The sequence below is a fragment of the Novosphingobium sp. KACC 22771 genome (genome assembly GCF_028736195.1).
Lineage (GTDB): Bacteria > Pseudomonadota > Alphaproteobacteria > Sphingomonadales > Sphingomonadaceae > Novosphingobium.
Window position 1 is genome coordinate 764,037 of record NZ_CP117882.1, and the last position, 24,183, is coordinate 788,219.

Here is a 24,183-nt window from a genome sequence, read left to right on the forward strand (position 1 = left end):
TTACGAACCCCATACCTTGCGCGGCGGCACGCGGTCGGCGAGCAGCTTGTCCACCGCCGCGCCCACTTCGGCAGGCTCCCACCGGGCGCCCTTGTCGGCCAGCGGACCTTCGCGCCAGCCATCCTCCAGCATGATCTTGCCGCCTTCGAGTTCGAACACGCAGCCGGTGACATGCGCCGATTGGGGCGAACCGAGCCACACCACCGCAGGCGCGACATTGGCCGGATCCATTACATCGAAGGCGGCCTCCTGCGTGGCCATCTTTTCGGCAAAGGCACCCTCGGTCATGCGGGTGCGCGCCGAAGGAGCCAGCGCGTTGGCGGTGATGCCATAACGGCCCAGTTCGGCCGCCTGCACCAGCGTCAGCGCGGCAATGCCGCCCTTGGCGGTGGAATAGGCCGACTGGGCAATCGAACCCTGGAGTCCGGCACCCGAAGACGTGTTGATGATCCGCGCATCCACCTTCGCGCCTGCCTTCTGCAAAGCGCGCCAGTAATCCACCGCATGGCGGCTGACGCAGAAATGGCCGCGCAGATGGACATGCATCGTGGCGTCCCATTCCTCCAGCGTGGCCGAAACAAACATACGGTCGCGCACGATGCCCGCGTTATTGACCACCACATGCAGATCGCCAAAGGCCGCAATGGCGGCATCCACGATGCGTCCGGCAGCATCCCAGTCGGTGATGTCCTCGTAATTGGCGATGGCCTTGCCGCCGCCCGCGATGATTTCGGCCACAACGCCATCGGCGGCGCTGGTGTCGCGCCCCTCGCCGCCCAGCGATGTGCCGATATCGTTGACGACGACATTGGCGCCCTCGGCCGCAAAGGCCAGCGCATAGGCGCGGCCAAGGCCGCGTGCGGCGCCGGTGATGATGACAGTGCGATTGTCGCAGATACCCATGTCAGGCGTCCTCTTGGCGATAGGATTGAAGGAGATGCGCCGAAAAATCGCCCGCAAGATCAATTTGGGCGTATTCACGCAGCGTAAAATGCCAGGCCCCGTTTATCTGACGAAACCTGTCGTGATAGCGGCCCGATCCGATCACCTGCAGCGGGAAACCGGGGGCGGCCTGCAACACTGTCCATTGCGAGCGGCAGGTGGCTTCCTCCCCATCAGGCGAAAGGCCGATGATGGGGTTGGTGATGATGTGCCGGGTGTTGGGCGTGCCGTCATCGTAGAGGCGGACAAAACTGCGCCACAGGGCGACAATGGCTTCGCGCCCTTCAAACCGCTGCCCCCCTGACAGAAGAGCGCCATGGGCAAACAGATCGGCCCCGCCTTCGAAATCGGCAGAATCAATGTAATCGGCATAAAGGTGCAGCAAATTGGTGATCTGCACCGCCACCGGCAGTTCGTTCCGAAGCCGGGCCATCCTAGAGGCGCTCAATAATGGTCACGTTGGCCTGACCGCCGCCTTCGCACATGGTCTGCAAACCATAACGCTTGCCGGTGCGTTCCAGCGTATTCAGCAGAGTGGTCATCAACCGCGCGCCGGTCGCGCCGATCGGATGGCCCAGCGCGATCGCGCCGCCCTGCACATTCACCTTCTCATGCGGGATGTCGAGTTCCTTCATCCATGCCATGGTGACGCTGGCGAAAGCCTCGTTGCATTCGAAAAGATCGATGTCTTTGATGCTCATGCCCGCCTTTTTCAGCGCATATTGCGTGGCCGGGATCGGTCCGGTCAGCATCCAGACCGGATTGGCGGCGCGCACCGAAAGGTGATGAATGCGCGCGCGCGGCTTGAGATTATGCTCTTTCACCGCACGCTCACCGGCGATCAGGAGAGCAGCGGCAGCATCGCAATTCTGGCTGGCAATCCCGGCGGTGATGATCCCGCCCTCATTCACCGGCTTCAACGCGGCCAGACCTTCAAGCGTGGTGGCGGGGCGGATCGTCTCATCCTGCTCCAGACCCTCCAGCGGGGCGATCTCGGACTTGAACCAGCCGTTCTGCGTTGCGGCATGGGCCCGTTCATGCGAGGCATGCGCGAAAATTTCCATCTCCTCGCGGCTGATGCCCCACTTGGCGGCGATCATCTCGGCCGAGCGGATCTGGTTGACCTCCTCGTCGCCATAGCGCGCGAACCAGCCGGGCGAGCCGATGAAAGGCCCGTCAAAGCCGAATTCCTTGCCAGCCATCATGGCGGCCATGATCGGAATGCGGTTCATCGCCTGGCTGCCGCCCGCGACCACAAGGTCCTGTGTGCCGCTCATCACGCCCTGAGCGGCGAAATGCACGGCCTGCTGGCTCGATCCGCATTGGCGGTCCACCGTCACCCCGGGCACTTCTTCGGGCATACCGGCCACCAGCCATGCCGTGCGGCCGATATCGCCCGCCTGCCCACCGATGGTTTCGGTGCAGCCCCAGACCACATCGTCGACCAGCGCGGGATCAAGCCCCGTGCGCCTGACCAGTTCGCGGATGGGATGGGCGCCCAGATCGGCCGGATGCAGATGGGCAAGGCTGCCCTTTTTGCGGCCAATGGGCGAACGGACAGCGTCGATAATATAGGCTTCAGGCATGATGGTTCTCACGTGCGAAGGTCTGGTCCGGGCCGACGGGCTGGGTGAAAATGCGTTGGGCAATGCGGTTGCGGTGGAAATGGGGCGTGCCCCATGTTCCGGTCAGCGCCAGCGTGCGCTTGAGGAAGAGATGGACGTCCACCTCCCAGCTGTAGCCCATCGCGCCATGGACCTGGATCGAGGCGCGGGCCGCCTGATCGGCGGCTTCGAGCGCGACGATCTTGGCATGGCTGATACGGGCGCGGGCCTGCATGTCGCGCGCGCCCAGATCGGTGGCCGCCGCGCGCACCACGGGACGGGCAAATTCGATCGCAACCTGCGCGCTGGCCAGATGGTGCTTCACCGCCTGATACGAGCCGATCGGCTTGCCGAATTGCTGGCGCTCCTTGGCATAGGCCACCGCCATGTCGACAGCGCGCTGCGCCAGCCCCAGCCCCATCGCCGCATTGAACACAGCGGCGCGATCCAGCGCCAGATCCCAATCCGCCGCGCCCAGCTTTTGCGCCTTGGCCGGATCCCAGGCCACGGAGAACAGCCGCCGCATCGGGTCAATGCTTTCCGCGGTAGTCAATTTCACCTGATCGGGCGTGGCGAGATAGGCCTCATCCTGATGATGCAGGATCAGAGCCACAGCGCCGTCGGCATGGGCAACATAGGGGTTGATGGGATGCTGGATGGCGATCACCGCGGCTGGATCGGCCAACACTTCGGCATCAGGCGCCAACGCGGCCAGCAAGGGCGCAGCCACGCCCGCGCTTTCCACCAGCGGTTCGGGCAGGGCGACATAACCCGCCTGTTCCGCGATCAGCGCAAAATCAAGTTCGGACAGACCCAGCCCGCCCACCTCTTCGGGCAGCAGCACCAGCGTAAATCCATTCTCGACAATCGCGGCCCAACGGTCTTCGTGGCGCACCTCGCCGGCTTCCATCAGCTTGCGCCAATGGTCCGGCGTGCATGTATCGGCAAACAGGGTCTGCGCGGTTTCGGCGAACATCTTCTGTTCGTCAGAGAGGGTGAAATCCATGAGCGTCCCTCCTGTCAGCGCGGCAGGCCGAGCATGCGCTCGGCGATGATGTTGCGCTGGATTTCGTTCGATCCGGCGTAGATCGGGCCAGCCAGGGCAAAAATGTAATCATCCAGCCACGCATGCTCGCCCGGTTCGGGCAGCACTTCGGCCTCGGCGCCCAGTATAGCCATGGCGGTGCGGTGCAGATGAATGTCCATCTCTGACCAGAATATCTTGTTGGTGCTGGCTTCCGGCCCGATTTTGGCCCCGCCGATCAGCGCGCTGGCGGTGGCATAGATATTAAGCGCATAGGCCTCGGCGTTCATCCAGGCGCGCACCACATCGGCTTCCAGCGTGGGGTCCGCGCCATCTTTGCGCTGCGCCCACAGTTGCGCCAGGGCGGCGGCGGCCACCTGATAACGTGCGGGGCTGCGCAGCATCAGGCCGCGCTCGAAACCGGCGGTGGCCATGCAGATATGCCAGCCCTGCCCTTCATCGCCCAGCCGGTTGAAGGCGGGCACTCGCACATCTTCAAGAAAGATTTCGGCAAAGCCGACGTGGCCGTTGATCTTCTTGATCGCATTGACCGTCACGCCCGGTGCGTTCAGCGGAAAGAAGATCAGGCTCAGCCCCTTATGGCGGTCGGTGCCGGGCGTGCGGAACAGGCCAAAGGCCCAATCCGCAAAGACCGCGCGGCTCGACCAGATCTTGTGACCGTTGAGAATGTAGTCATCGCCATCAAGCACACAGGTCGCACGCACGCCCGCAAGGTCGGACCCTGCCTGCGGTTCAGACCATGCCTGCGCCCAGATTTCCTCGCCCGCCGCCATGGGAGGCAGAAAGCGCTGTTTCTGCTCATGCGTGCCGAATTCGATCAGCGTCGGACCAAGCAGGAAGATACCGTTCTGGTTGACACGCCCCGGCGCCCCGGCACGGTAATATTCCTCCTCAAAGATCAGCCATTGGATGAGATCCAGCCCGCGACCGCCATATTCTCTGGGCCAGGTTACCATGCCCCAATCGCCGGATTTCAGCACCTTTTCCCACTCGCGGTGGGTTTCAAAACCCTCACGCGTGGCGTCGAAATGCTCCAGCGGTGCCGATGGCACATGGGCCTCAAGCCATTCGCGCACCTGCGCGCGAAACGCCTTTTGCTCTGCGGTATAGTCCAGTTGCATCAGAACTTCGCCGCCCCCTTGCTCTCCACGAAGGCATCGCGTGCCTTCTGGCTGTCTTCATGGGCATACATTTCCAGCGTGAAGCCCTGCTCGATGCGGTAGCCGTCGCTGGGGTTGTAAGGCTCGATCAGGTTGAGCGCCTGCTTGGCGATCACCAGCGCCGCGCGGCTTTTGCCGGCGATGACACCACACAGCGCGCGCGCTTCCTCTTCGAGGTGTTCGAGCGGCACGATCTTCTCGATCGAGCCATGGCGATAGAGGTCCTCGACCGGGATACGCCCGCCGGTGAAGAAATTGGTGCGCACCTTCTGCACCGGCAACATCCGGCTCATGAAGGCCGCCCCGCCCATTGCCCCGCGATCGATCTCCGGCAGCGAGAAAAAGGCGCCTTCCGCCGCGATCAGGCTGTCGCAGGCGCCCGCGATATTGACGCCGCCGCCGATCACGAAGCCATGCAGCGCGCCCACCACCGGCACTGCGCAATCACGGATAGCCTTGAAGGTGAGGTAATTGTCGCGGTTCAGCTTGGCGATGCGTTCGGGATGCGCCTGCATCTCCTTGATATCCACCCCGCCGCAAAAGCCGCGCCCGACAGCGCGGATCAGCACCACCCGCACATCCCCATTGTCCGAGGCCTGATGGATCAGCGCGGGGATCGACTCCCAGCCTTTGGTGTCAAAGGCATTGACTGGCGGGTGATTGAAAAGGATCTCTGCAATGTGATCCTTGACGCTCAGTGTAATCGGCATGGCAGCCTTCTCCTCAATCCTGTCCCAGCGCGGCCAGCGCGGCGAGGCGGTCGCGCGCTTCGGCGCAGATCCGCTCGACCAGTTCGGCGCAGCTGGGGATTTCCGTGATCCGCCCGCCGACAACGCCGGTGGCCATCACGCCGTGTTCAATGTCGCCGTCCACAACGGCCTTCTGGATCAGCGTGGGCATGGTGGCAGCCATCATCGCCTGTTTGAGCGGCACCTGACCGTGGCCGGTCATGCCCTTGGCCGATTTGATCAGGTCCAGCCACGAGGCGCCCGACAGTTTCTTCATCGCCGCGCTGGCTTCAATGGCACGCAACCACATGCCCAAAGTGCCGGATTTCTCAATCCGGTCCATCAGTCTGGTGCGCACCATGCGCTGGGGAATGCCATCCAGCTTGGTCGTTACCAGAATGCCATCCGTGGTGGCCTTGAGATAGGCCGCCTTGGTGCTATCGGGCACCGGGCTTTCCTTGGTCAGCAGGAAGCGTGTGCCCATGGCAATGCCCACCGCGCCAAAGGCCAAAGCCGCGACAAGACCGCGCCCATCGGCAAAACCGCCGCTGGCAATCACCGGCACCTTCACCGCATCAAGCACTTGGGGCAGCAGCACCGTGGTCGGGACCGAGCCGGTATGCCCGCCGCCCTCGCCGCCCTGAACATTGACCATGTCCACGCCCAGTTCGACCATCTTTTGCGCATGTTTGACCGCGCCGACTGTGGGGATGCAAAGGATGCCCGCATCCTTGAACCGCCCGATCATCTTGGCATTGGGGCCGCGCCCAAAGCTGACCGCCCGTACCTGCTCGCGGTTTTCCAGAATCAGTTCGACGATCCTGTCGGCGCCCGGCTGAAAGCTGTGAAAGTTGACGCCAAAGGGCTTGTCCGTTCCCCGCCGCACGGCAAGGATCTTTTCGCGCGTTTCCTCCGGCGTCATCACCGCTGCGCCCAAAAAGCCGAAAGCGCCCGCGTTCGAACTGCCGATCACAAGGCTGGGTTCGGCTACCCAGCCCATCGCGGTCTGGATAATCGGTGCGGTGCAGCCCAGCCGCTCGCAAAGGACGGTATGCAGCGGATCGCCCATCACTCGCCCTTCTTTTCCGCTGCGGCCTTGTTGGCCGCCGCCATTGACTTGGCATCCATCCCGCCCAGCGAGTTTTTGGACACCAGATCGCTTTGCGCATGGGCAAAGTGGTGCATGTGGAAATGCGCGTCGGTGGCGGTACGTTTGCCGCGCAGATCTTCCACATGGTTGAGCGCCTGCTTGGTCAGCCAATTGCCCAGACGCGGACGACTGGCCAATTCCTCGCCGATCAACTGCACTTCATCAATCAGCGTTTCGCGGGTGGACAAGCGGTTGACCATGCCGAAATTATAGGCCCGCTCGGCGCTCAGACGCTCGCCCAGCAGGATGAATTCCTTGGCGATGCGCGGCGGCAATTCAAAACCATGGGCAAAATATTCCACGCCCGGAATGCCCATGCGGTTCACCGGATCCTGAAAGAAGGCATCATCAGTGGCCACGATCAGATCGCACACCCAGGCCAGCATCAGCCCGCCCGCAATGCAGGCGCCCTGAACCGCGGCAATCGTCGGCTTTGGCACATCGCGCCAGCGGCGGCACATGCCGACATAGACCTCATGCTCGCGGGTATAGAGGAACTCGGCCGCAGGCTTGTTGGTATGGTCGGGCACCAGCATCTGGCGGTCCCAACTGGCCGTCACGTCGCGCCCCGGTGTGCCGATGTCATGGCCTGCGCTGAAATGCTTGCCCTCGCCGCGCAGGACGATGGCGCGCACACTGTCATCATCCACCGCGCGCCGAAAGGCTGCATCCAGCGCATAGGTCATCTGGCTGTTTTGCGCATTGTTGAACTTGGGGCGGTTCATGATGATATGGGCCACAGGGCCCCTGACCTCATAGCGGACCGGCTCGTCCGTCTCATAGACGATCTCGGCCACTTTCGGCTCTACCAGCCGGTCCAGCTCGCTCATGCCGCAGCCCTCCTGTCGCCCGCCGGATTGTCCTTGAAGACGGTCGCGCGCACGTTGTTGGGGTCAAGCCGGGCGATCAGCGTCAGTTGATCGGGTGTGGGCGCGGGCGTCGTCGGGATCTCGTCGGCGATTTTGGCCAGCGGGAAGCCGGTGTTGTCCTGCACTTCCTCAAACGTCACGCCCGGATGCAGCGAGACCACGCGGATCTGGTGATCCGGCCCGCCGAAATCCATGACACACAGGTTTGTTACGATGATCCGCAGGTCCAGCCCACGAGGCGGCTTGCCATTCAGGTAGCGCGCCGGGTTATAGCCGGCCATGCAGACAAAATCGACCTCGCCTTCCACCAGCGCGCGCTTGTTGTGGTTGGGGAAGAAGAAGCTGTTGGGGTGGCAGATCGAATTGCCCGGAAAGCCGCGCGCGCCCAGCATCGCCGACTTGGGTCTGGTGTGGTCACCGATAATGCTGATGTTCGCTTGGCCATAGCGGTCAAACTGCACCGGGCCGACCATGGCATGGCGGCGCCCGCCCCACAGGGCCGAGAACACACGGTCATAATTGGCTACGCCTTCATACACCACCGGGCCGGAGCGCTTGCCCGGCGCCACGGGCTCGTCGCCATAGAACACTTCGCCATCGGTGGTCTGCAACGCGGGATTGTACAGCTTCTTGGCCAGCGCCGTGCCAAGGCGGGGCAGCGGGCCGATGCCGGTGGCCATGATCTCGCCATCATCTTTCCATGCCTGCGCACAGGCCACGATTACGAGTTCGGCGAGCGAATAGGAGCTTGCTTCAGTCATTTTCCGCTCTCCTTCAGTAGATCGGCTTGGGCAAGGCGTTGATCACCTCGGCCCCGCCAACAGCGGCGAGATAAGCATCCTCGCCCGCATCGATGTAGGTCTTGCGATAGGCGCCCCATGCCTCGGGCGCGGCGGCGCTATCGACGTAGGTTTTCAGGTGTTTGAGATCGAGCTGGTACTCGGGCGCCGCGCTGGTGGGGTGCGCGCCGAAGGGCGTTTCCACCACACCGGTGATGCGCGCCCGCTCGACCAGAGCAAAGCGGGCGTTGTTCTCGACGTCGAGTTCAGCGGTTGAGGCCATCTTGTCCACGCTGGCATAGACCTTGGGGGCGGCGCGGGCGAAAAGTTCGTCAAAGAAGGGATCGACCGAGGTGACGAGCAGGTTGCCCTTTTCATCGCTGCGCTGGGCATGGATCAGCGCCACGTCCAGATTGAGCGCAGGCATCGCAATCAGTTCCTCGCCATCGCCATAGGGACTCTTGACGGTCTTGAACTCGAAGCCCTTTTGCGTCAGCAGGTCAGTGCCGATGCCGATGCGCGTGGGCAGGAAGGGCAATTGCATGGCCGCAGCGCGCAAACCCCAATGGAACATGCCCTCGTCCAGTTCCAGCACTTCGATACTGCCGGCCTGACGGGCGGCGCGGAAATGCGGCTCCAGCGGGTAATGGTCGAGGCTGACAAAGGCGAAGATCAGCTTCTTCACCTTGCCCGCGGCGCACAGCATGCCCACATCAGGCCCGCCATAGGACACGATGGTCAGGTTTTTGAGATCCGAGCGCAGGATCTCGCGCACCAGCGCCATCGGCTTGCGCCGCGTGGCCCAGCCGCCGATGCCGATGGTCATCCCATCCTTGAGCTGCGCGACAACATCGGCCGCGCTCATCCGCTTGTCAAAAGTCATTGGCCTGCCTTTTCCTGCTGTTCTTCCATGGCCTTTTGCCAGGCCCAGACGTGGCCCCATTCACTGGGCGTCAGATGCGCCGTGGGGGTCCAGTTCTTGTAATCGATCACCAGCGGGTTCCAGCCGATCTCGATGTCAAACCCTGCGGGCGTCTGCATGTAAAAGCCGAAAGTCTGATCGTTGACATGGCGCCCCAGCGTTGCGCTTTCGGCCACTTTGGCCTTGCGCATCCGGTCATGACACAAGCCGACATCCGACATCGTGGCCATTTCCAGCATCAGATGCACACAGCGCGATGGCGGCACCGGCATTTCGGCAAGAGCGATTGAGTGGTGACGCCCATTGTCGGCATGCATGAAGGCAAAGCCCATGCCCGGATCATCGGGATCATCACTGAAATGGAAACGCGGCAGATCGGTATCGCCAAATCCTACCACGTTTTTGTAGAAATCGTAGCATTCCTGAAAATTGGGGGTGCACAGCACCGAATGGCCCATGCCCATCTCGCCGGTAACAAAGCCCGTCACGCCCGCAGGCGAGACAAAGGCGACATCATCGCGCGTGTCACCATGGAAAAATTCCAGCCCATTGCCCGCCGGATCGGTGGTGCGAAAGAATGCCGTGACGCCGCGCGCCTTGGCCTCGCTGGCGCTGCCATCCTCGACAGGGCGCCCGGCCGCAGCGATCTTCGCCTTGAGATCTGCCCAACTCTGCGCGTCGGCAATTTCATAGGCGGACGCCAGCAATTCATCCTGCGCGCCAGGCTCGATCCAGAAACGGAACGGGCGGTCATCGATGCGGTAAAGCGCCACGCCTTCGGGGCCGCCCGCACCGCGCATCACCCCGACCACCTCGGTCAGGAAGCTATCCCATTCCTTCATTTTGGCTGTCGCGATTACGACATAGCCCAACGCCTTCACCCCCATGGGATCAGCCTCCTTTGACAAGATCGAGGAAATAGGGGCGCTCACCGCCCCCATCGACATTGATGCGCGCGCCGCTGACCCAGCCAGCCATCGGCGAGGCCAGCCACAACACGGCGTCGGCGATATCCTGCCCCGTCCCCATCCGCCCGAGGGGAATGGAGGCGGCGACTTTGGCCTGCGCGGCGCAGCCGCCATAAGTCTCCTCGGCGGTTTCGGTCGCCATCAGACCGGCGATGATTGCATTGACCCGGACGCCGTCAGGCCCCCATTCCTGCGCAAGGCTCTGGGTCAGATTGACCAGTCCCGCCTTGGCGGCGCCATACACCGCCGTGTCGGGCGACGGCCGCTGCGCTGAAACGCTGGCGATATTGATGATGCTGCCGCCGCCGCTCGCCACCATGTGCGGATGTGCGGCCTGCGCCAAATAGAGCGGCGCGACCAGATTGAGCTTGAGGATGGCATCGACAAAGCGCGGACTGGATTTCAGTGCGCTGGCCTGGGGAGAGCCACCGGCATTGTTGACCACAATATCGAGTCGGCCATGGGCCGCTGCCACCGAATCAACAAAAGTGCGCGCCGCGTCGGCATCGCGCACATCGACTGCGTAATATTCTGCCCCTTTGGGCAACGAGTCGGGCCGATTGCGCCCGCATACCGCAACGCGGCACCCGGCATCGGCCAAAGCCCCGGCGATAATCGCGCCAAGACCGCGCGTGCCGCCTGTGACAATCGCCACTCGCCCACCAAGTTCAATGGAATAAGCGCTCACCGCAAGACATCCTCTTTCGCCCGGATTTTTGATTGGAGCAGCTTTTTCCGCAATGCAGAATATTGCCGTCGCATCACCGATGAATCTCCACTATCGAAAGTCAGACCGCTTTTCAATTGACGATTTGCGTATTTGATGGCAGAAATTTTTACGAACAAGGCGCCCGACACCAGACCGGGCAAATCAGGAGAAGGTACCTGACTATGGCAACCGCAGCCGTCACCAACGTGCACCCCACCCCTACGGCCGAACAATTGGTGGAACGTGCCCGCGCGATGATCCCCACGCTCAAGGCCCGCGCGAAAGCCTGTGTGGCCAACCGCGACGTGCCGGCCGAATCCATTGCCGAATTTCAGGAGGCCGGTTTCTTCAAAATTCTTCAGCCCAAACGCTGGGGCGGCTTTGAAATGCACCCCAACGTTTTTTACGATGTACAAAAGGCGCTGGCGGAAGGCTGTATGTCGACAGGCTGGATGTATGGCGTTGTCGGCTGCCATCCTTATGAAATCGCTCTGTTCCACGAAGAGGCGCAGGCCGAGGTATGGAGCGAAGACACATCCACGTTGGTTTCATCGTCCTATCAGCCGGTCGGCAAGGTAACCCCGGTCGAAGGCGGGTTCCGTTTGTCGGGCCGCTGGGGCTTTTCCACGGGCTCGGTGCATTGCAAGTGGGTCGTTCTGGGCGCGATGGTCCCGCCATCCGAGCCGGGCGGCGCGCCGGACATGCGCGCTTTCCTCCTGCCGCGCAGCGATTACACGATCGACCTCAATTCCTGGCACGTGTTCGGTCTGCAGGGCACGGGAAGCCATGACGTGATCGTCGATGATGTCTTTGTGCCCGATTATCGCACCCATCGCGCTGTCGATGGTTTCCTTTGCCAGAACCCCGGCCAGTTGACCAATACGGGGCCGCTCTTCACGCTGCCCTGGGCGCAGGTGTTCATGCGTTCGGTGTCGACGGCGGCTTTTGGCGGCGCCCGCGCCGCCATCAACGCGGCGATCAGCATCGCGCAAAGCCGCGTGTCCACCAACACCGGCAAGGCATCCAAAAGCGACCCCTTCCTGATGGCGGCCATTTCCAAAGCCTATGCGCAGGTCACCGAAATGGAGCAGACGCTGCGCCTCACCTTCGAGGATCTGATGGCGCATGCCGAGCGCGGCGAACCGATCCCGATGCAAAAACGCACGCATTATGCCTATAATTCCTCGTCCGTCGTGCGCCGCATGGCCGATCTGGTGGACGACATGGTGCAGCTGCTGGGCGGCCGCGCCATTTATATGTCGAGCGAGATCATCCAGCCGTGGCTCGATTTGAACGCGGGCCGCGCGCACGTTGCCAATGATCCCAATAACCGCACCACCGATCTGGTGGGTGGTCTGCTCGGCCAGGAGCCGGGCTTTACCTTCCTCTGATCCGGAGCGGGACCATGGCTGACTTGAAACAGCAGGTTCACCGGGTCGCCGGTGGCTATGACATCCATGTGCAGGAAGCGGGCACCGGCCCCGCCGTGGTGTTCATCCACGGCAGCGGCCCCGGTGCGTCGGGCGCTTCCAATTTCCGCCAGAACATCGACGCTTTTGTCGATGCGGGCTATCGCGTGATCCTGCCCGATCTGATCGGCTATGGCGCCTCGTCCAAGCCGGAGGGGCTGGATTACACGCTCCAGCTCTTCACCGATTCGCTCTATGAAGCGCTGCGCCTGCATGGCATCGACAAGGCGGTGCTGGTGGGCAATTCGCTGGGCGGCGGCATTGCGCTGCAATTGACGCTCGACCATCCCGAGTTTGCCGAAAAGCTGATCCTGATGGCGGCGGGCTGCGTGGCTCCGCGCGAAAGCTATTTCGTGATGCCGGGCATTGCCAAGATGGTGTCCAATTTCGGCAGCCCCGATTTCAATCTTGCCGAACAAAAACGTCTGGTGAGCAATCTGGTACACCCCGATTTCGCGAACCAGATCCCCGATGCGCTGATCGAGGAGCGATTTGCCGTGGCGCGCACCCAGCCCAAGGATGTGCTGGTACGTATGCGCACCCCCGACCTCTCGCCGCGCCTTGGCGAGATCAAGCAGCCGATCTTCGTGCTGTGGGGTCTTGACGACGAATTCTGCCCCGAGGCGCATTCCCGCCTGTTCCTGGAGCATTGCCCCGATGTCCGCGCCATCACCTTCGCGCGCACCGGCCATTGGGTGCAGGTGGAGCGCGCCGCCGAATTCAACGCCTATTCGCTCGATTTTCTGAAAGCCTGACAGAAAGACCCGACGTGAGCACCAAAGCCGAAAAACATGGCCGCGAGTTGTACGATGCTCTGCGCGATCGCCGCACATTGCCGCCGCTGATCGAGCGCGATCCGACACTGACGGTCGACGATGCCTACGCCATCAGCCTGCAGTTCCTGAGCCTGCGCCGCAAGGATGGCGAAAAGGTGGTGGGCAAGAAGATCGGCGTCACCAGCAAGGCCGTGCAGGACATGCTGGGCGTACATCAGCCCGACTTTGGCTTTCTGACCGACTGGATGTATGTCGAAGGCGATATTTCGGTGGAGGACAAAGGGCTGATCGCCCCGCGCGCCGAAGCCGAGATCGCCTTCATCCTCAAGGATAGCCTCAACGGGCCGGGCATCACGGCCGAGCAAGTGGTGGCCGCCACCCAGAGCATCGCCCCCTGCTTCGAGATTGTGGACAGCCGCATCACCGACTGGAAGATCGGCATTGTCGATACCGTTTCGGACAATGCCTCCTGCGGCGTCTATGTGCTGGGCAAGGAGCGGCTTGATCCGCGCGGGCTGGATCTGCCCAACCTGCACGTTGCCGTCACCAAAAACGGGGCGCCGCTGTCCGAAGGCTACGGCCATGCGGTTCAGGGCGATCCGGCGCAGGCTGTGGCATGGCTGGCCAATACGCTGGGGGCTTATGGCGTCACGCTGGATGCAGGCGATGTGATCCTGTCGGGCAGTCTGGTGCCGCTGGCGCCGGCGGTGGCAGGCGATGTTTTCGAAATGACCTTGAGCGACGGACAGGCCCAGCTGGGCACGTGCGTGGCGCGCTTTGTGTAAGGATTGGGATAATGGCACGCGTGAAAGCCGCCATCATCGGATCGGGCAATATCGGCACCGACCTGATGATGAAGATGATCAAATATCCGCAGAACATGGAACTGGCCATAGTGGTCGGTATCGACGAAAAGTCCGAGGGGCTGGCCATGGCGCGCAGTCATGGCATTGCCACCACGCATGAAGGGCTCGAAGGGCTGCGCAAGCATCCGATCTATAAAGAGATCGGCATCGCCTTTGACGCGACCAGCGCCTATGCCCACAAGGTACATGACGAAGCGCTGCGCGCCGATGGCATTCACGTGGTGGACCTGACTCCGGCAGCCATCGGCCCGTTCATCGTGCCGCCGGTCAATATGGAGGAAAATCTCGAAGCCACCAATGTCAACATGGTGACCTGCGGCGGTCAGGCCACCATCCCGATGGTGGCGGCGGTCAGTCGCGTGGCCAAGGTGCATTATGCCGAGATCGTCGCCTCGGTCTCCTCGCGTTCGGCTGGCCCCGGCACGCGCGCCAATATCGATGAATTCACCCGCACCACCGCCCGCGCCATCGAAAAGGTGGGCGGCGCCACCAAGGGCAAGGCGATCATCATCCTTAACCCCGCCGAACCGCCGATGATCATGCGCGACACGGTGTTCACCCTGTCCGAAGGCGGCAGCGAGGACGAGATCCGCGCCAGCGTCGAAAAGATGGTGGCCGAAGTGCAGAAATATGTGCCCGGCTATCGGCTGAAGCAGGAAGTGCAGTTTGAGCGCTTTGGCAGCAACAACAAGCTCAAGATCCCCGGGATGGGCGAGTTCACCGGCCTCAAGACGATGGTGCTGCTCGAAGTGGAAGGCGCGGGCGACTATTTGCCCTCCTATTCGGGCAATCTCGACATCATGACCGCCGCTGCCAAGGCGACCGGCGAATTGCTGGCGCTGCGCCGCATCACTGCCACGGAGAACGCATAATGACCCGGTTCAACGTCGAGGCTGGCGACAAACTTTATATTCAGGATGTCACCCTTCGCGACGGCATGCATGCCATTCGCCACATGTATGGCCTCGATCATGTCAAGGCGATTGCCCGCGCGCTGGATGAGGCGGGCGTGGACGCCATCGAGGTGGCCCATGGCGACGGCCTGTCCGGTGCCAGCTTCAACTATGGCTTTGGCGCGCATACCGACTGGGAATGGCTGGAAGCAGTGGCTGAGGTGCTGGAAAAGAGCGTGCTGACCACGCTGATCCTGCCCGGTGTCGGCACGGTGGAGGACCTGCGTCGCGCCTATGATCTGGGCGTGCGCAGCGTCCGCGTGGCCACCCATTGCACCGAGGCCGATGTATCCAAGCAGCATATCGGTATCGCACGCGATCTGGGCATGGATGTCGCCACCTTCCTGATGATGAGCCACATGATCGAGCCGGAGGCTTTGGCCCAGCAGGCTTTGCTGATGGAAAGCTATGGCGCGCAATGCGTCTATGTGACCGACAGCGGCGGCGCACTGGATATGGACGGCGTACGCGCGCGTTTGGAAGCCTATGACCGCGTGCTCAAACCCGAAACCCAGCGCGGCATTCACGCCCATCACAATCTGGGCCTTGGTGTGGCCAATTCGATCGTGGCGGCGCAAACGGGGGCTTATCGCATTGACGCCAGCCTGGCGGGCATGGGCGCGGGTGCGGGCAATTGCCCTCTCGAAGTGTTCATCGCCGCAATCGACCGCAAGGGCTGGAACCATGGCTGCGATGTGATGAAGCTGATGGATGCCGCTGAGGATTTGGTGCGTCCGTTGCAGGATCGCCCGGTGCGGGTGGACCGCGAAACACTCACCTTGGGTTATGCCGGGGTCTATTCCAGCTTCTTGCGCCATGCCGAAAAGGCTAGCGCGGAATATGGCATCGACACGCGCGAAATCCTTGTCGAACTGGGCCGCCGCAAGATGGTAGGCGGTCAGGAAGACATGATCGTCGATGTGGCGCTCGATATGCTGAAAGCGCGCGGCTGATGAAGGAGCCGCCGGATCAAGGTCCGGCGGCCTTTTTTGCCGGAATGACAGGTTGACCGGGGCCGCAAGCATGGCCCGGCACCGGGAGAGAGACATGGCTGAAATTTCCCTGCACCGCCCCTTGCCCGCCGCCGATGTGCCGCAGTGGGATTTCGACACCGATGTGGCGATTGTCGGCTTAGGCGCGACGGGCGCATGCGCGGCCATCGAGGCGGCCGCAGCGGGCGCTCGCGTCATGCTCTTTGAGCGCAATTCGGGCAGCGGCGGCGCCTCAGCCTTGTCGGGGGGCGAAATCTATGTGGGCGGCAACGGCGGAACCGATGCCCAGCGCTCCGCCGGATTTAACGACAGCACGGAAGATTTTGCCACCTATCTGAAAATGGCGGGCGGACCTTGCGTGGACAAGGAAAAATGCGATGCCTATGCCCAAGGGGCGCTGGCGCATTATAACTGGCTCAAGGCGCAGGGCATTCCCTATCGCGGCAATTATCTGCCCGGCAAGCATATCGAGCCGGTCGATGATTCCACGCTGATCTGGTCGGGAAGCGAGGCGGCGGCGCCTTTCTGCGATGCGGCGGCTCCCGCTCCGCGCGGTCATGTCATTGCCCATGTCGGTTGGGGCGGCGGGCGGCCGCTGGTCGATATTCTGGAAGCGCGCGCACGCGATCTGGGCGCGGATATCCATTGCGACGCCCGTGCGGTTGCGCTGATCGAAGAGGACGGCGAGATTGTCGGGCTTGTTGTGCGTATCGACAATCTGAACCGCTATGTGCGCGCGCGCAAGGGCGTGGTGCTGGGCACGGGCGGCTTTGCCATGAATGAGGCGATGCGCGCCAAATATTGCCCCGAAACGCTGCGCCTCAACAGCCCCATCGGCGACAAGGATGACGGCGTGGGCATCATGCTGGGCCTTGGCGCGGGCGGCGAGGCGATCCACATGGAGCAGTTCTTTTCGACCTGCCCCTGGACCATGCCAGAGGAACAGGCCTACGGCGTCTTCGTCAACAGCAAGGGCCAGCGCTTCATCAACGAGGATTGCTATCACGGCCGTGTCAGCCGCGCTGCGCTCGATCAGCCCGGAGATCGCGTCTATCTGCTGCTGGACATAGCCCATTTCAGCCAGCCACTGGAACTGGCGGGCATCACCATTGCCGGCACCGGCGAGACATGGGAGGAGGTGGAAGCCGAGCTGGAAATGCCAGCAGGGACGCTGGGGGCGACCATGGCTTTTTACAACGCCCATGCGCGTGAAGGCCGCGACCCTCTGTTTGACAAGCGCGCGCCCATCCTAACGCCGCTGGATCAGGCGCCCTTCGTTGCTTTGGAGCTGAATTTTACCACTAGCTATTTCAGCTTTTTCACGCTGGGTGGTTTGAAGACAAGTGCGCGAGGCGAAGTGCTGGGCCGCGATGGCGTGCCGGTTCCGGGTCTGTTTGCGGCCGGGCGCTGCACCAGCGGCCTTCCGGCATGGGGCCACGGCTATTCCTCGGGGCTGAGCCTTGCCGACTGCACCTTTTTTGGCCGCCGCGCGGGCCTCAGCGCCGCCATGCGCGGCTGACGCGCCGAACAAGACACCCTATCAATTGGAGAGAAAGCATGGGCCTGCTGAAAGATAAGGTCATTATCATCACCGGCGCAGGTCCGGGTATGGGACAGGCCATGTGCCGCGGCGCTGCGGCGCTTGGCGCAAAGGTCGTTGTCGCGGCGCGGTCCAAACCCGCCATCGAGGCGCTAGCCGCCGAGATTGTGGCCGCAGGCGGCGAAGCGATCGCGGTGGCTTGCGATGTGGCGGACAATGACCAATGCCGCGCGCTGGCGCAGGCCGCGCTGGATACATGGGGACGGATCGACGGTCTGGTCAATTCGGCCTATTTCCATCCCGACTGGAAATCGCTCGACGAACATGATCTTGGCCAGCTCGCCACCGCTTTTGACGTGATCGCGGTGGGCGGCGTGCGCATGGCGCAGGCGGTTATTCCCGCCATGCGCGCGCAAGGGGCCGGGTCCATCGTCAATATTTCCACACTGGCCACCCGCAAGCCCATGCCCGGCGAAGGCGGCTATGCGATGGCCAAAGCCGCGCTGAACCAGATGAGCCGACAGATGGCGGTCGAACTGTCCGGCACCGGCATCCGCGTCAACACCGCGCTGATGGGCTGGATGGACGGCGCGCCCCTGCGCAGTTTCTTCGATGGGTTGAACGATGGCGGCGCTTTTGAAAAGCAGCGTGCCGGGGAAATTCCCATCGGTCATATTCCGCCCGACCATGCCTGCGCTCAGGCCGTCTATTTCCTGCTTTCGGATATGGCCAGCGAGATCACGGGCGCGGCGCTGGATGTGAATGGCGGCGACTGGGTGGCGGTGTAACATGGGAACGAACAGGATGCTCGACTGGATGAAGAACGCGCCCGCGCTGGCGCAAGATCCCAAGGAAGGCTTTGACCCTGATGCCGTGACGGTGAGCGAGACCGTGGATATCACCGCACCGGCCGCGATTGTCTGGCAAATCCTGACCGACCTTCCCCGCTATGGCGAATGGAACCCGTTTTGCGTCCAAGCGCAATCCACGCTGGAAATGGGGGCGCCGGTGCATATGAGTCTGGTGAACTACATCTCGCCCGGCACGCTCCTGCCCAATTGCGAATATATCTGCGGCTTTGAACCGGAAAAGCTGCTCTCGTGGTGGATGCCGCATTCCGAGGCGTGGCCTTATCCCGCGCGGCGCGATCAGGTGATCGAAAGCACCGGCCCCGCCTCTTGCCGCTATTTTTCGACGGATGCCTTTTTGGGGGTCAATGGCATTCATGTTTTCCGCTTTGCCGGTCCCTGGGTGAAACGCGCATTTGACGACAGCGCGCGCGCCCTCAAGGCCCGCGCCGAAGCCATGGCGGCGCAAGGATAAAGCCATGGCCTACACATTACAGCAACTGTCCGATTTCGAGGATATTCGCACCCTCAAGCACCGCTATTTCCGCGGCATCGACACGGCCGACAACGCCCTGCTCGCCACGCTGTTCACGGCCGACATAGCCGTGGACTACCGCGGCGGCTCCTATCGCGTGACGTTCACCGGGCGTGAACAGATGCTCGAATTCCTCGCCAACAGTTTCCATTCCGGCGCACTGGCCATGCACCACGGCCATGGCCCGGAAATCACGCTCACCGGCCAGAACAGCGCCACGGGCGTCTGGTATCTGGAGGATATTTTCATCAACACCGAACAGCAGACCCACACCTATGGCAGCGCGATCTATCGCGACCATTATCTGCGCGAGCCAGACGGCTGGAAAATCGCCCGCACCGAGTATGACCGCATTACAGAAGTAATCCAGCCCCTCAACCCGCAAGCCAGAGTGACGATGCAATATCTGGCCCGCGTTGGCCTGAAACCCGAAGAGCGCAAGGACATAACCCATCTCATCACATTCGATGCTTGATGCGGGCGGTGATCTAGATGGGCAATTTGCCCAGCATGATCCGCATTAAATCCGGCTGCCCCTTGGCTTTTGCCTTGGAAATAAGGGATTTGGAATATTGCCGCGCGGTCAGCACCGACAGTTCCAATTCCCGCGCCGCCTCATTGACAGTCAGCCCCCGCAGCAGCGCCATGGCAAAGCGGGCCTCGCTTTTTGTGAAGCCGAATATATCGGCCAGCGTTTCCGGCCGGAGCGCGCCATTGGCAGGCCGCTCCGCGCGCCAAAGCGCCATCATGGCTGGTATCGCAAGGCCGGTAAGCGGTCGGCTGCGGAACGGCAGCAGGACGAGGCTGCCGTCAGATGACGGCCCGAGATGGACGACGCGCGGCGGCAATTGGGCATTCTTTGCAAAATCAGCGCTGGCCTGAATCAGCGCGCGGTCCACAGCAGGATCGATCGCCATCAACCGCTGCCCTCCCACAGGCGCATGACCTATAAGTTCGGACAGCATCCGTTCGCCACGAGGATCGGCGGCCAGAAAGCATGCCTTCCTGTCGAAGGCCGCCCAACAGACATTGTTGCGCCCCAGCGCCCATTCACCCATCACCGAGCGAAAACGGGCATTTTCAAATGCCGCGAAATTGCTGACCGCCACAGTGAGATGTGCGGCCAGATCGCTCAAAAGGCGTTCCTCAGCCGGGCCAAAATCACGGGAATCGCGCAGGATAATGGCCCAGGCGCTGACAACCTGAGGATCGCCCACCCGCATGTAGCGGCTGTAGCGCACACCTCCTCGCTCCAGATAGGCTGTGCGAAATGCCGCCTGGCGCGGATCATTCCAGTTGATGATATCATCAATTGCATAGACCTTGCCTGCCTTGAGCGCCTGATAGTGGATCGGATCGGCGCTGAACAAATCCTGATGTCCACGATGCTTTCCCTCCGTGCGCACATCACGGCCGACGAATATCTCGGTCGCCTCGTGCATGGGCACATCGCCCTGCAGGAAAATCAGCGACACATAGTCCGATTCGGTCGCGTCCTTGAGCAGGGTGAGGAATCTCAACCACAAATCCTCCTCAAGCATGCCGGCGTGCAACGCTATCAGCAGGTCATCAAAAGGGACTTTCACGGTCATCCAGCAAACCTCCCATATGGTAGGTTTCGAGTCACCTGCTTTTTGTATTTTGTGCCCAAGAAAGTCAGGAGAGGCCGATGGGCATAGAAAATGGCACGCTCACGCATTTGGAGCGCTTGGAGGCCGAGAGCATTCACATCATCCGCGAGGTGGTGGCCGAGGCGGAGAACCCGGTGATGCTCTATTCGGTGGGCAAGGACAGCGCGGTGATGCTGCATCTGGCGCGCAAGGCGTTCTATCCCGCCCCGCCGCCGTTTCCGCTGCTGCATGTGGACACGACGTGGAAATTCCGCGCGATGTATGAGCTGCGCAACAAAATGGCCGAACTGTCGGGCATGGAACTGCTGGTCTATCAGAACCCCGAGGCCAAGGAGCGCGGGATCAATCCGTTCGACCATGGCGCTCTGCACACCGACATGTGGAAGACCGAAGGGTTGAAGCAGGCGCTGGACAAGTATGGTTTCGATGCGGCCTTTGGCGGCGCGCGGCGCGACGAGGAAAAGAGCCGCGCCAAGGAGCGCATCTTCTCGTTCCGCACCGCCAGCCATGGATGGGATCCGAAGAACCAGCGCCCGGAATTGTGGAACCTTTACAACGCCAAGAAGGCCAAGGGTGAGAGCATCCGCGTCTTCCCGATCAGCAACTGGACCGAGCTGGACGTGTGGCAATACATCCACCTCAACGACATCCCCATTGTGCCTTTGTACTTTGCCGAGGAACGCCCGACGGTGGAGCGCGACGGGATGCTGCTGATGGTCGATGATGACCGCTTTCCGCTTCGGCCGGGCGAAGTGCCGGTGATGCGCTCGATCCGGTTCCGCACGCTGGGTTGCTATCCGCTGACGGGCGCGGTGGAAAGCAGCGCCAAGACCCTGCCCGAAGTCATTCAGGAAACCTTGCTGACCACCACCAGCGAGCGGCAGGGGCGCGCCATCGACAAGGATGCGGGCGGCGCAGGCATGGAAGTCAAAAAGCAGCAGGGGTATTTCTGAGATGACCGATACCACCCATCCGGAACCGGTTTACGTCGTCGACTCGCTGATTGCCGAGGACATCGACGCCTATCTCGACACGCATCAGCACAAGACGATGCTGCGCTTCATCACCTGCGGGTCGGTGGACGATGGCAAAAGCACGCTGATCGGGCGGTTGCTTTATGATTCGAAGATGATCTTTGAGGATCAGCTGGCCGCGCTGGAGGCCGATTCAAAGAAGGTCGGCACCCAGGGTCAGGGGATCGACTTCGCCCTGCTGGTCGATGGTCTGGCCGCAGAGCGCGAACAGGGCATCACGATCGACGTCGCCTATCGCTTCTTCAACACCGAAAAGCGCAAATTCATCGTGGCCGATACGCCCGGCCATGAACAATATACCCGCAACATGGTGACGGGCGCCTCGACGGCCGACCTTGCCGTGATCCTGATCGACGCGCGCAAGGGTGTGCTGACGCAGACCCGCCGCCACTCGTTCCTTGCCCACCTGATCGGCATTCGGAATATCGTGCTGGCGGTCAACAAGATGGATCTGGTCGATTACAGCCAGAGCCGCTTTGACGAGATCGTCGCCGATTACCGCGCCTTTGCCAGCAGCATCGGGATCGAGGACTTCGTCGCCCTGCCGATTTCCGGCTATATGGGCGACAATATCACCACCCTGTCGGCCAACACGCCCTGGTATGCAGCTCCGGCCTATTTCGGGCGCAGCCTTGTCGATCACCTCGAAACGGTCGAGGTCGATACCACGCGCGATTTGGCCAAGCCCTTCCGCATGCCGGTGCAGTGGGTCAACCGCCCCAACCTCGATTTCCGCGGCTTTGCGGGCCTCATCGCCAGCGGCAGCGTGAAGCCGGGCGACGCCATCCGCGTGCTGCCCAGCGGCAAGACCAGCACTGTGACGCGCATCGTCACGCTGGACGGCGACCTTCCCGAAGCGGTCGCAGGCCAGTCGGTCACGCTGACCTTTGCCGACGAGATCGACTGTTCGCGCGGCGATGTCATCGCGCTGGCCGACAATCCGCCCCAGGTGGCCGATCAGTTCGAGGCCAGCGTGGTGTGGATGGCCGACAGCGCCCTTATTCCCGGCCGCGCCTATTGGCTGAAAATCGGCACGCAGATGGTTTCGGCCACGGTGCAGGCGCCCAAATACACGATCAACGTCAACACGATGGAGCATTGCGCGGCCAAGACGCTGGAGCTTAATGCCATCGGCGTGGCGGAAATCACCACCGACCGCCCGATCACCTTCGAGCCCTATGCCGACAATCGCGCGCTGGGCGGCTTCATCCTGATCGACAAGATCGGCAACAGCACGGTGGCGGCAGGCATGCTGCACTTCAGCCTGCGCCGCGCCCAGAACGTGCATTGGCAGGCGCTGGACGTCACCCGCGAGGCACGCGCCGAAATCAAGAACCAGCGCCCCGGCGTGCTGTGGTTCACCGGCCTGTCGGGTTCGGGCAAGAGCACCATCGCCAATCTGGTCGAGAAAAAGCTCCATGCTTTGGGCAAGCACACGTTCCTGCTGGATGGCGACAATGTGCGCCACGGGCTGAACAAGGACCTTGGCTTTACCGAGGCCGACCGCATCGAAAACATCCGCCGCGTGGGCGAGGTGGCGCGCCTGATGACGGATGCCGGCCTGATCGTGCTGACCGCCTTTATCAGTCCCTTCCGCGCCGAACGCGATCTGGCGCGCAGCCTGACGCCGGAGGGTGAATTCTTCGAGGTCTTCATCGACACGCCGCTGGACGTGGCCGAGGCGCGCGATGTGAAGGGTCTGTACAAAAAGGCTCGGTCGGGGGCGCTCAAGAACTTCACCGGGATCGACAGCCCCTATGAAGCGCCGGAAAACCCCGAAATCCGCATCGACACCACGCGTGTCAGCCCGGCCGATGCCGCCGAAATGATCGTCGCAAAATTGCTAGGTGATTACTGGATGCCGGAGGTTTGATGCCATGAACGGGATCGAACTGAACGATGCTGACTTGGCTGCCGAGCTGGCCTATGCAGCAGGCCAACTTTTGCTGAACGTACGAGCGAGCGGGTTGGTGACGGGCAAGGCGCTGGGCAAAGCGGGCGATGCCACGGCCAACCAGTTCCTCGTCCACGCCTTGCGGGAGCAGCGCAGGCAGGATGGCCTGCTGTCCGAAGAAGAGAAGGACAATTTCGCCCGGCTCGATCAGTCGCGGGTGTGGATTATCGACCCGGTCGATGGCACGCGCGAATATGGCGAGGCGCGGGCTGATTGGGCGGTCCATATCGGACTGGCGGTCGATGGCGTGCCGGTGCTGGGCGCAGTGGCGCTGCCGGGGGCGGATAACGGCCAGGGCATGGTGTATCGCAGTGATGCGCCCATCGCCCTACCCCCCGCCCCCGAAACCTTACGCATGGTGGTCAGCCGCACGCGCCCCGCAGCTGAGGCGGTGTTCGTAGCCGAACAACTGGGCGCGCAGTTGGTCCCGATGGGCAGCGCGGGAGCCAAGGCGATGGCCATCATCCGGGGCGAGGCAGACATTTATCTGCATTCCGGCGGGCAATATGAATGGGATAGCTGCGCGCCGGTCGCTGTTGCTCTGGCCCATGGGTTGCATTGCAGCCGGATCGACGGATCGCCGCTGATCTATAACCAGCGCGACACCTATCTGCCCGACCTGCTGATCTGCCGTCCGGAACATGCCGAGCAGGTGCTGACACTAATCCGGCAGGCAGGCACTTCCATCCCCAAAAACAAAAGAGGTTGA

Annotated in this window: 25 protein-coding genes; 12 read left to right on the forward strand and 13 right to left on the reverse strand. The window is 62.2% G+C overall.

The window, feature by feature from the left end; translation table 11 throughout:
- From PQ467_RS20255 to PQ467_RS20310, 12 genes are read right to left on the reverse strand one after another with little or no spacing between them, the layout of a single operon-like run.
- Positions 1–903 (reverse strand): SDR family oxidoreductase, encoded by a 903-nt coding sequence (locus PQ467_RS20255; RefSeq protein ID WP_274176286.1) that lies wholly within the window; start codon positions 901–903, stop codon positions 1–3.
- Position 904: 1 nt separating this feature from the next.
- Complete coding sequence (locus tag PQ467_RS20260; RefSeq protein WP_274176287.1) at positions 905–1,375, reverse strand: nuclear transport factor 2 family protein; 471 nt, start codon at positions 1,373–1,375, stop codon at positions 905–907.
- 1 nt (position 1,376) lies between these two features.
- Positions 1,377–2,528 (reverse strand): acetyl-CoA C-acetyltransferase, encoded by a 1,152-nt coding sequence (locus PQ467_RS20265; RefSeq protein ID WP_274176288.1) that lies wholly within the window; start codon positions 2,526–2,528, stop codon positions 1,377–1,379.
- Positions 2,521–3,552: an acyl-CoA dehydrogenase family protein gene (locus PQ467_RS20270; RefSeq protein WP_274176289.1), complete on the reverse strand. Its 1,032-nt coding sequence runs from the start codon at positions 3,550–3,552 to the stop codon at positions 2,521–2,523. The genes PQ467_RS20265 and PQ467_RS20270 overlap by 8 nt, the downstream gene beginning before the upstream one ends.
- Before the next feature lie 14 nt (positions 3,553–3,566).
- A complete protein-coding gene (locus tag PQ467_RS20275) occupies positions 3,567–4,712 on the reverse strand; it encodes an acyl-CoA dehydrogenase (RefSeq protein ID WP_274176290.1) in 1,146 nt (381 codons plus the stop codon).
- The gene (locus PQ467_RS20280; RefSeq protein ID WP_274176291.1) at positions 4,712–5,461 is read right to left on the reverse strand and encodes an enoyl-CoA hydratase family protein; all 750 of its coding nucleotides are present in this window, start codon (positions 5,459–5,461) and stop codon (positions 4,712–4,714) included. The genes PQ467_RS20275 and PQ467_RS20280 overlap by 1 nt, the downstream gene beginning before the upstream one ends.
- 13 nt (positions 5,462–5,474) lie before the next feature.
- Entirely contained in the window at positions 5,475–6,548 is a 1,074-nt protein-coding gene (locus PQ467_RS20285) for an NAD(P)H-dependent flavin oxidoreductase (RefSeq protein WP_274176292.1), read from the reverse strand.
- Positions 6,548–7,459: an enoyl-CoA hydratase gene (locus PQ467_RS20290; RefSeq protein ID WP_274176293.1), complete on the reverse strand. Its 912-nt coding sequence runs from the start codon at positions 7,457–7,459 to the stop codon at positions 6,548–6,550. The genes PQ467_RS20285 and PQ467_RS20290 overlap by 1 nt, the downstream gene beginning before the upstream one ends.
- The gene (locus tag PQ467_RS20295) at positions 7,456–8,259 is read right to left on the reverse strand and encodes a CoA-transferase subunit beta (protein WP_274176294.1); all 804 of its coding nucleotides are present in this window, start codon (positions 8,257–8,259) and stop codon (positions 7,456–7,458) included. Before PQ467_RS20295 ends, PQ467_RS20290 begins: the two co-directional genes overlap by 4 nt.
- A gap of 13 nt (positions 8,260–8,272) precedes the next feature.
- A complete protein-coding gene (locus PQ467_RS20300) occupies positions 8,273–9,160 on the reverse strand; it encodes a CoA transferase subunit A (RefSeq protein WP_274176295.1) in 888 nt (295 codons plus the stop codon).
- Complete coding sequence (locus PQ467_RS20305; RefSeq protein ID WP_274176296.1) at positions 9,157–10,086, reverse strand: VOC family protein; 930 nt, start codon at positions 10,084–10,086, stop codon at positions 9,157–9,159. The genes PQ467_RS20300 and PQ467_RS20305 overlap by 4 nt, the downstream gene beginning before the upstream one ends.
- A 4-nt stretch (positions 10,087–10,090) precedes the next feature.
- Entirely contained in the window at positions 10,091–10,855 is a 765-nt protein-coding gene (locus PQ467_RS20310) for an SDR family oxidoreductase (RefSeq protein ID WP_274176297.1), read from the reverse strand.
- A gap of 203 nt (positions 10,856–11,058) precedes the next feature.
- On the opposite strand from PQ467_RS20310, the gene PQ467_RS20315 reads away from it, so the two are divergent.
- From PQ467_RS20315 to PQ467_RS20355, 9 genes are all read left to right on the forward strand, one after another.
- Positions 11,059–12,267 carry an acyl-CoA dehydrogenase family protein gene (locus PQ467_RS20315; protein ID WP_274176298.1) on the forward strand — a complete coding sequence of 403 codons (1,209 nt, stop codon included), beginning with the start codon at positions 11,059–11,061 and terminating at the stop codon, positions 12,265–12,267.
- 14 nt (positions 12,268–12,281) lie between these two features.
- Positions 12,282–13,100: an alpha/beta fold hydrolase gene (locus PQ467_RS20320; RefSeq protein WP_274176299.1), complete on the forward strand. Its 819-nt coding sequence runs from the start codon at positions 12,282–12,284 to the stop codon at positions 13,098–13,100.
- A gap of 14 nt (positions 13,101–13,114) precedes the next feature.
- Positions 13,115–13,906, forward strand: coding sequence for a fumarylacetoacetate hydrolase family protein (locus PQ467_RS20325; RefSeq protein ID WP_274176300.1), 792 nt, complete (start codon positions 13,115–13,117; stop codon positions 13,904–13,906).
- A gap of 11 nt (positions 13,907–13,917) precedes the next feature.
- Complete coding sequence (locus tag PQ467_RS20330; protein ID WP_274176301.1) at positions 13,918–14,859, forward strand: acetaldehyde dehydrogenase (acetylating); 942 nt, start codon at positions 13,918–13,920, stop codon at positions 14,857–14,859.
- Positions 14,859–15,893 carry a 4-hydroxy-2-oxovalerate aldolase gene (gene dmpG, locus PQ467_RS20335; protein WP_274176302.1) on the forward strand — a complete coding sequence of 345 codons (1,035 nt, stop codon included), beginning with the start codon at positions 14,859–14,861 and terminating at the stop codon, positions 15,891–15,893. The genes PQ467_RS20330 and dmpG overlap by 1 nt, the downstream gene beginning before the upstream one ends.
- 94 nt (positions 15,894–15,987) lie before the next feature.
- A complete protein-coding gene (locus PQ467_RS20340) occupies positions 15,988–17,451 on the forward strand; it encodes an FAD-dependent oxidoreductase (RefSeq protein ID WP_274176303.1) in 1,464 nt (487 codons plus the stop codon).
- A gap of 38 nt (positions 17,452–17,489) precedes the next feature.
- Complete coding sequence (locus PQ467_RS20345) at positions 17,490–18,260, forward strand: SDR family oxidoreductase (RefSeq protein ID WP_274176304.1); 771 nt, start codon at positions 17,490–17,492, stop codon at positions 18,258–18,260.
- A 1-nt stretch (position 18,261) separates the two neighbouring features.
- Positions 18,262–18,795 carry an SRPBCC domain-containing protein gene (locus PQ467_RS20350; RefSeq protein ID WP_274176305.1) on the forward strand — a complete coding sequence of 178 codons (534 nt, stop codon included), beginning with the start codon at positions 18,262–18,264 and terminating at the stop codon, positions 18,793–18,795.
- A 4-nt stretch (positions 18,796–18,799) separates the two neighbouring features.
- Positions 18,800–19,330, forward strand: a complete 531-nt coding sequence (locus PQ467_RS20355; RefSeq protein ID WP_274176306.1) for a nuclear transport factor 2 family protein — start codon at positions 18,800–18,802, stop codon at positions 19,328–19,330.
- Between the two features lie 13 nt (positions 19,331–19,343).
- Here PQ467_RS20355 and PQ467_RS20360 read toward each other — a convergent pair whose 3' ends face one another.
- Entirely contained in the window at positions 19,344–20,375 is a 1,032-nt protein-coding gene (locus PQ467_RS20360) for a helix-turn-helix transcriptional regulator (RefSeq protein ID WP_274176307.1), read from the reverse strand.
- A 149-nt stretch (positions 20,376–20,524) separates the two neighbouring features.
- Between PQ467_RS20360 and cysD the strand changes: the two genes are divergently transcribed.
- The 3 genes from cysD to PQ467_RS20375 are packed head-to-tail and all read left to right on the forward strand — an operon-like array spanning position 20,525 to position 24,183.
- Positions 20,525–21,439, forward strand: a complete 915-nt coding sequence (gene cysD / locus PQ467_RS20365; protein ID WP_274176308.1) for a sulfate adenylyltransferase subunit CysD — start codon at positions 20,525–20,527, stop codon at positions 21,437–21,439.
- A gap of 1 nt (position 21,440) precedes the next feature.
- Positions 21,441–23,393: a sulfate adenylyltransferase subunit CysN gene (gene cysN / locus PQ467_RS20370; RefSeq protein ID WP_274176309.1), complete on the forward strand. Its 1,953-nt coding sequence runs from the start codon at positions 21,441–21,443 to the stop codon at positions 23,391–23,393.
- 4 nt (positions 23,394–23,397) lie between these two features.
- Positions 23,398–24,183 carry a 3'(2'),5'-bisphosphate nucleotidase CysQ gene (locus PQ467_RS20375; RefSeq protein WP_274176310.1) on the forward strand — a complete coding sequence of 262 codons (786 nt, stop codon included), beginning with the start codon at positions 23,398–23,400 and terminating at the stop codon, positions 24,181–24,183.

What these genes read in the sequence shown, in the direction of transcription:
- PQ467_RS20270 (WP_274176289.1), bottom strand. Translation starts at nt 3,552, where the DNA reads ATGGATTTCACCCTCTCTGACGAACAGAAGATGTTCGCCGAAACCGCG.
- PQ467_RS20295 (WP_274176294.1), bottom strand. Translation starts at nt 8,259, where the DNA reads ATGACTGAAGCAAGCTCCTATTCGCTCGCCGAACTCGTAATCGTGGCC.
- PQ467_RS20340 (WP_274176303.1), top strand. Translation starts at nt 15,988, where the DNA reads ATGGCTGAAATTTCCCTGCACCGCCCCTTGCCCGCCGCCGATGTGCCG.
- PQ467_RS20265 (WP_274176288.1), bottom strand. Translation starts at nt 2,528, where the DNA reads ATGCCTGAAGCCTATATTATCGACGCTGTCCGTTCGCCCATTGGCCGC.
- PQ467_RS20330 (WP_274176301.1), top strand. Translation starts at nt 13,918, where the DNA reads ATGGCACGCGTGAAAGCCGCCATCATCGGATCGGGCAATATCGGCACC.
- cysN (WP_274176309.1), top strand. Translation starts at nt 21,441, where the DNA reads ATGACCGATACCACCCATCCGGAACCGGTTTACGTCGTCGACTCGCTG.
- PQ467_RS20375 (WP_274176310.1), top strand. Translation starts at nt 23,398, where the DNA reads ATGAACGGGATCGAACTGAACGATGCTGACTTGGCTGCCGAGCTGGCC.
- PQ467_RS20275 (WP_274176290.1), bottom strand. Translation starts at nt 4,712, where the DNA reads ATGCAACTGGACTATACCGCAGAGCAAAAGGCGTTTCGCGCGCAGGTG.
- PQ467_RS20260 (WP_274176287.1), bottom strand. Translation starts at nt 1,375, where the DNA reads ATGGCCCGGCTTCGGAACGAACTGCCGGTGGCGGTGCAGATCACCAAT.
- PQ467_RS20290 (WP_274176293.1), bottom strand. Translation starts at nt 7,459, where the DNA reads ATGAGCGAGCTGGACCGGCTGGTAGAGCCGAAAGTGGCCGAGATCGTC.
- PQ467_RS20305 (WP_274176296.1), bottom strand. Translation starts at nt 10,086, where the DNA reads ATGGGGGTGAAGGCGTTGGGCTATGTCGTAATCGCGACAGCCAAAATG.
- PQ467_RS20280 (WP_274176291.1), bottom strand. Translation starts at nt 5,461, where the DNA reads ATGCCGATTACACTGAGCGTCAAGGATCACATTGCAGAGATCCTTTTC.
- PQ467_RS20315 (WP_274176298.1), top strand. Translation starts at nt 11,059, where the DNA reads ATGGCAACCGCAGCCGTCACCAACGTGCACCCCACCCCTACGGCCGAA.
- PQ467_RS20355 (WP_274176306.1), top strand. Translation starts at nt 18,800, where the DNA reads ATGGCCTACACATTACAGCAACTGTCCGATTTCGAGGATATTCGCACC.
- cysD (WP_274176308.1), top strand. Translation starts at nt 20,525, where the DNA reads ATGGGCATAGAAAATGGCACGCTCACGCATTTGGAGCGCTTGGAGGCC.
- PQ467_RS20255 (WP_274176286.1), bottom strand. Translation starts at nt 903, where the DNA reads ATGGGTATCTGCGACAATCGCACTGTCATCATCACCGGCGCCGCACGC.
- dmpG (WP_274176302.1), top strand. Translation starts at nt 14,859, where the DNA reads ATGACCCGGTTCAACGTCGAGGCTGGCGACAAACTTTATATTCAGGAT.
- PQ467_RS20320 (WP_274176299.1), top strand. Translation starts at nt 12,282, where the DNA reads ATGGCTGACTTGAAACAGCAGGTTCACCGGGTCGCCGGTGGCTATGAC.
- PQ467_RS20285 (WP_274176292.1), bottom strand. Translation starts at nt 6,548, where the DNA reads ATGGGCGATCCGCTGCATACCGTCCTTTGCGAGCGGCTGGGCTGCACC.
- PQ467_RS20345 (WP_274176304.1), top strand. Translation starts at nt 17,490, where the DNA reads ATGGGCCTGCTGAAAGATAAGGTCATTATCATCACCGGCGCAGGTCCG.
- PQ467_RS20300 (WP_274176295.1), bottom strand. Translation starts at nt 9,160, where the DNA reads ATGACTTTTGACAAGCGGATGAGCGCGGCCGATGTTGTCGCGCAGCTC.
- PQ467_RS20350 (WP_274176305.1), top strand. Translation starts at nt 18,262, where the DNA reads ATGGGAACGAACAGGATGCTCGACTGGATGAAGAACGCGCCCGCGCTG.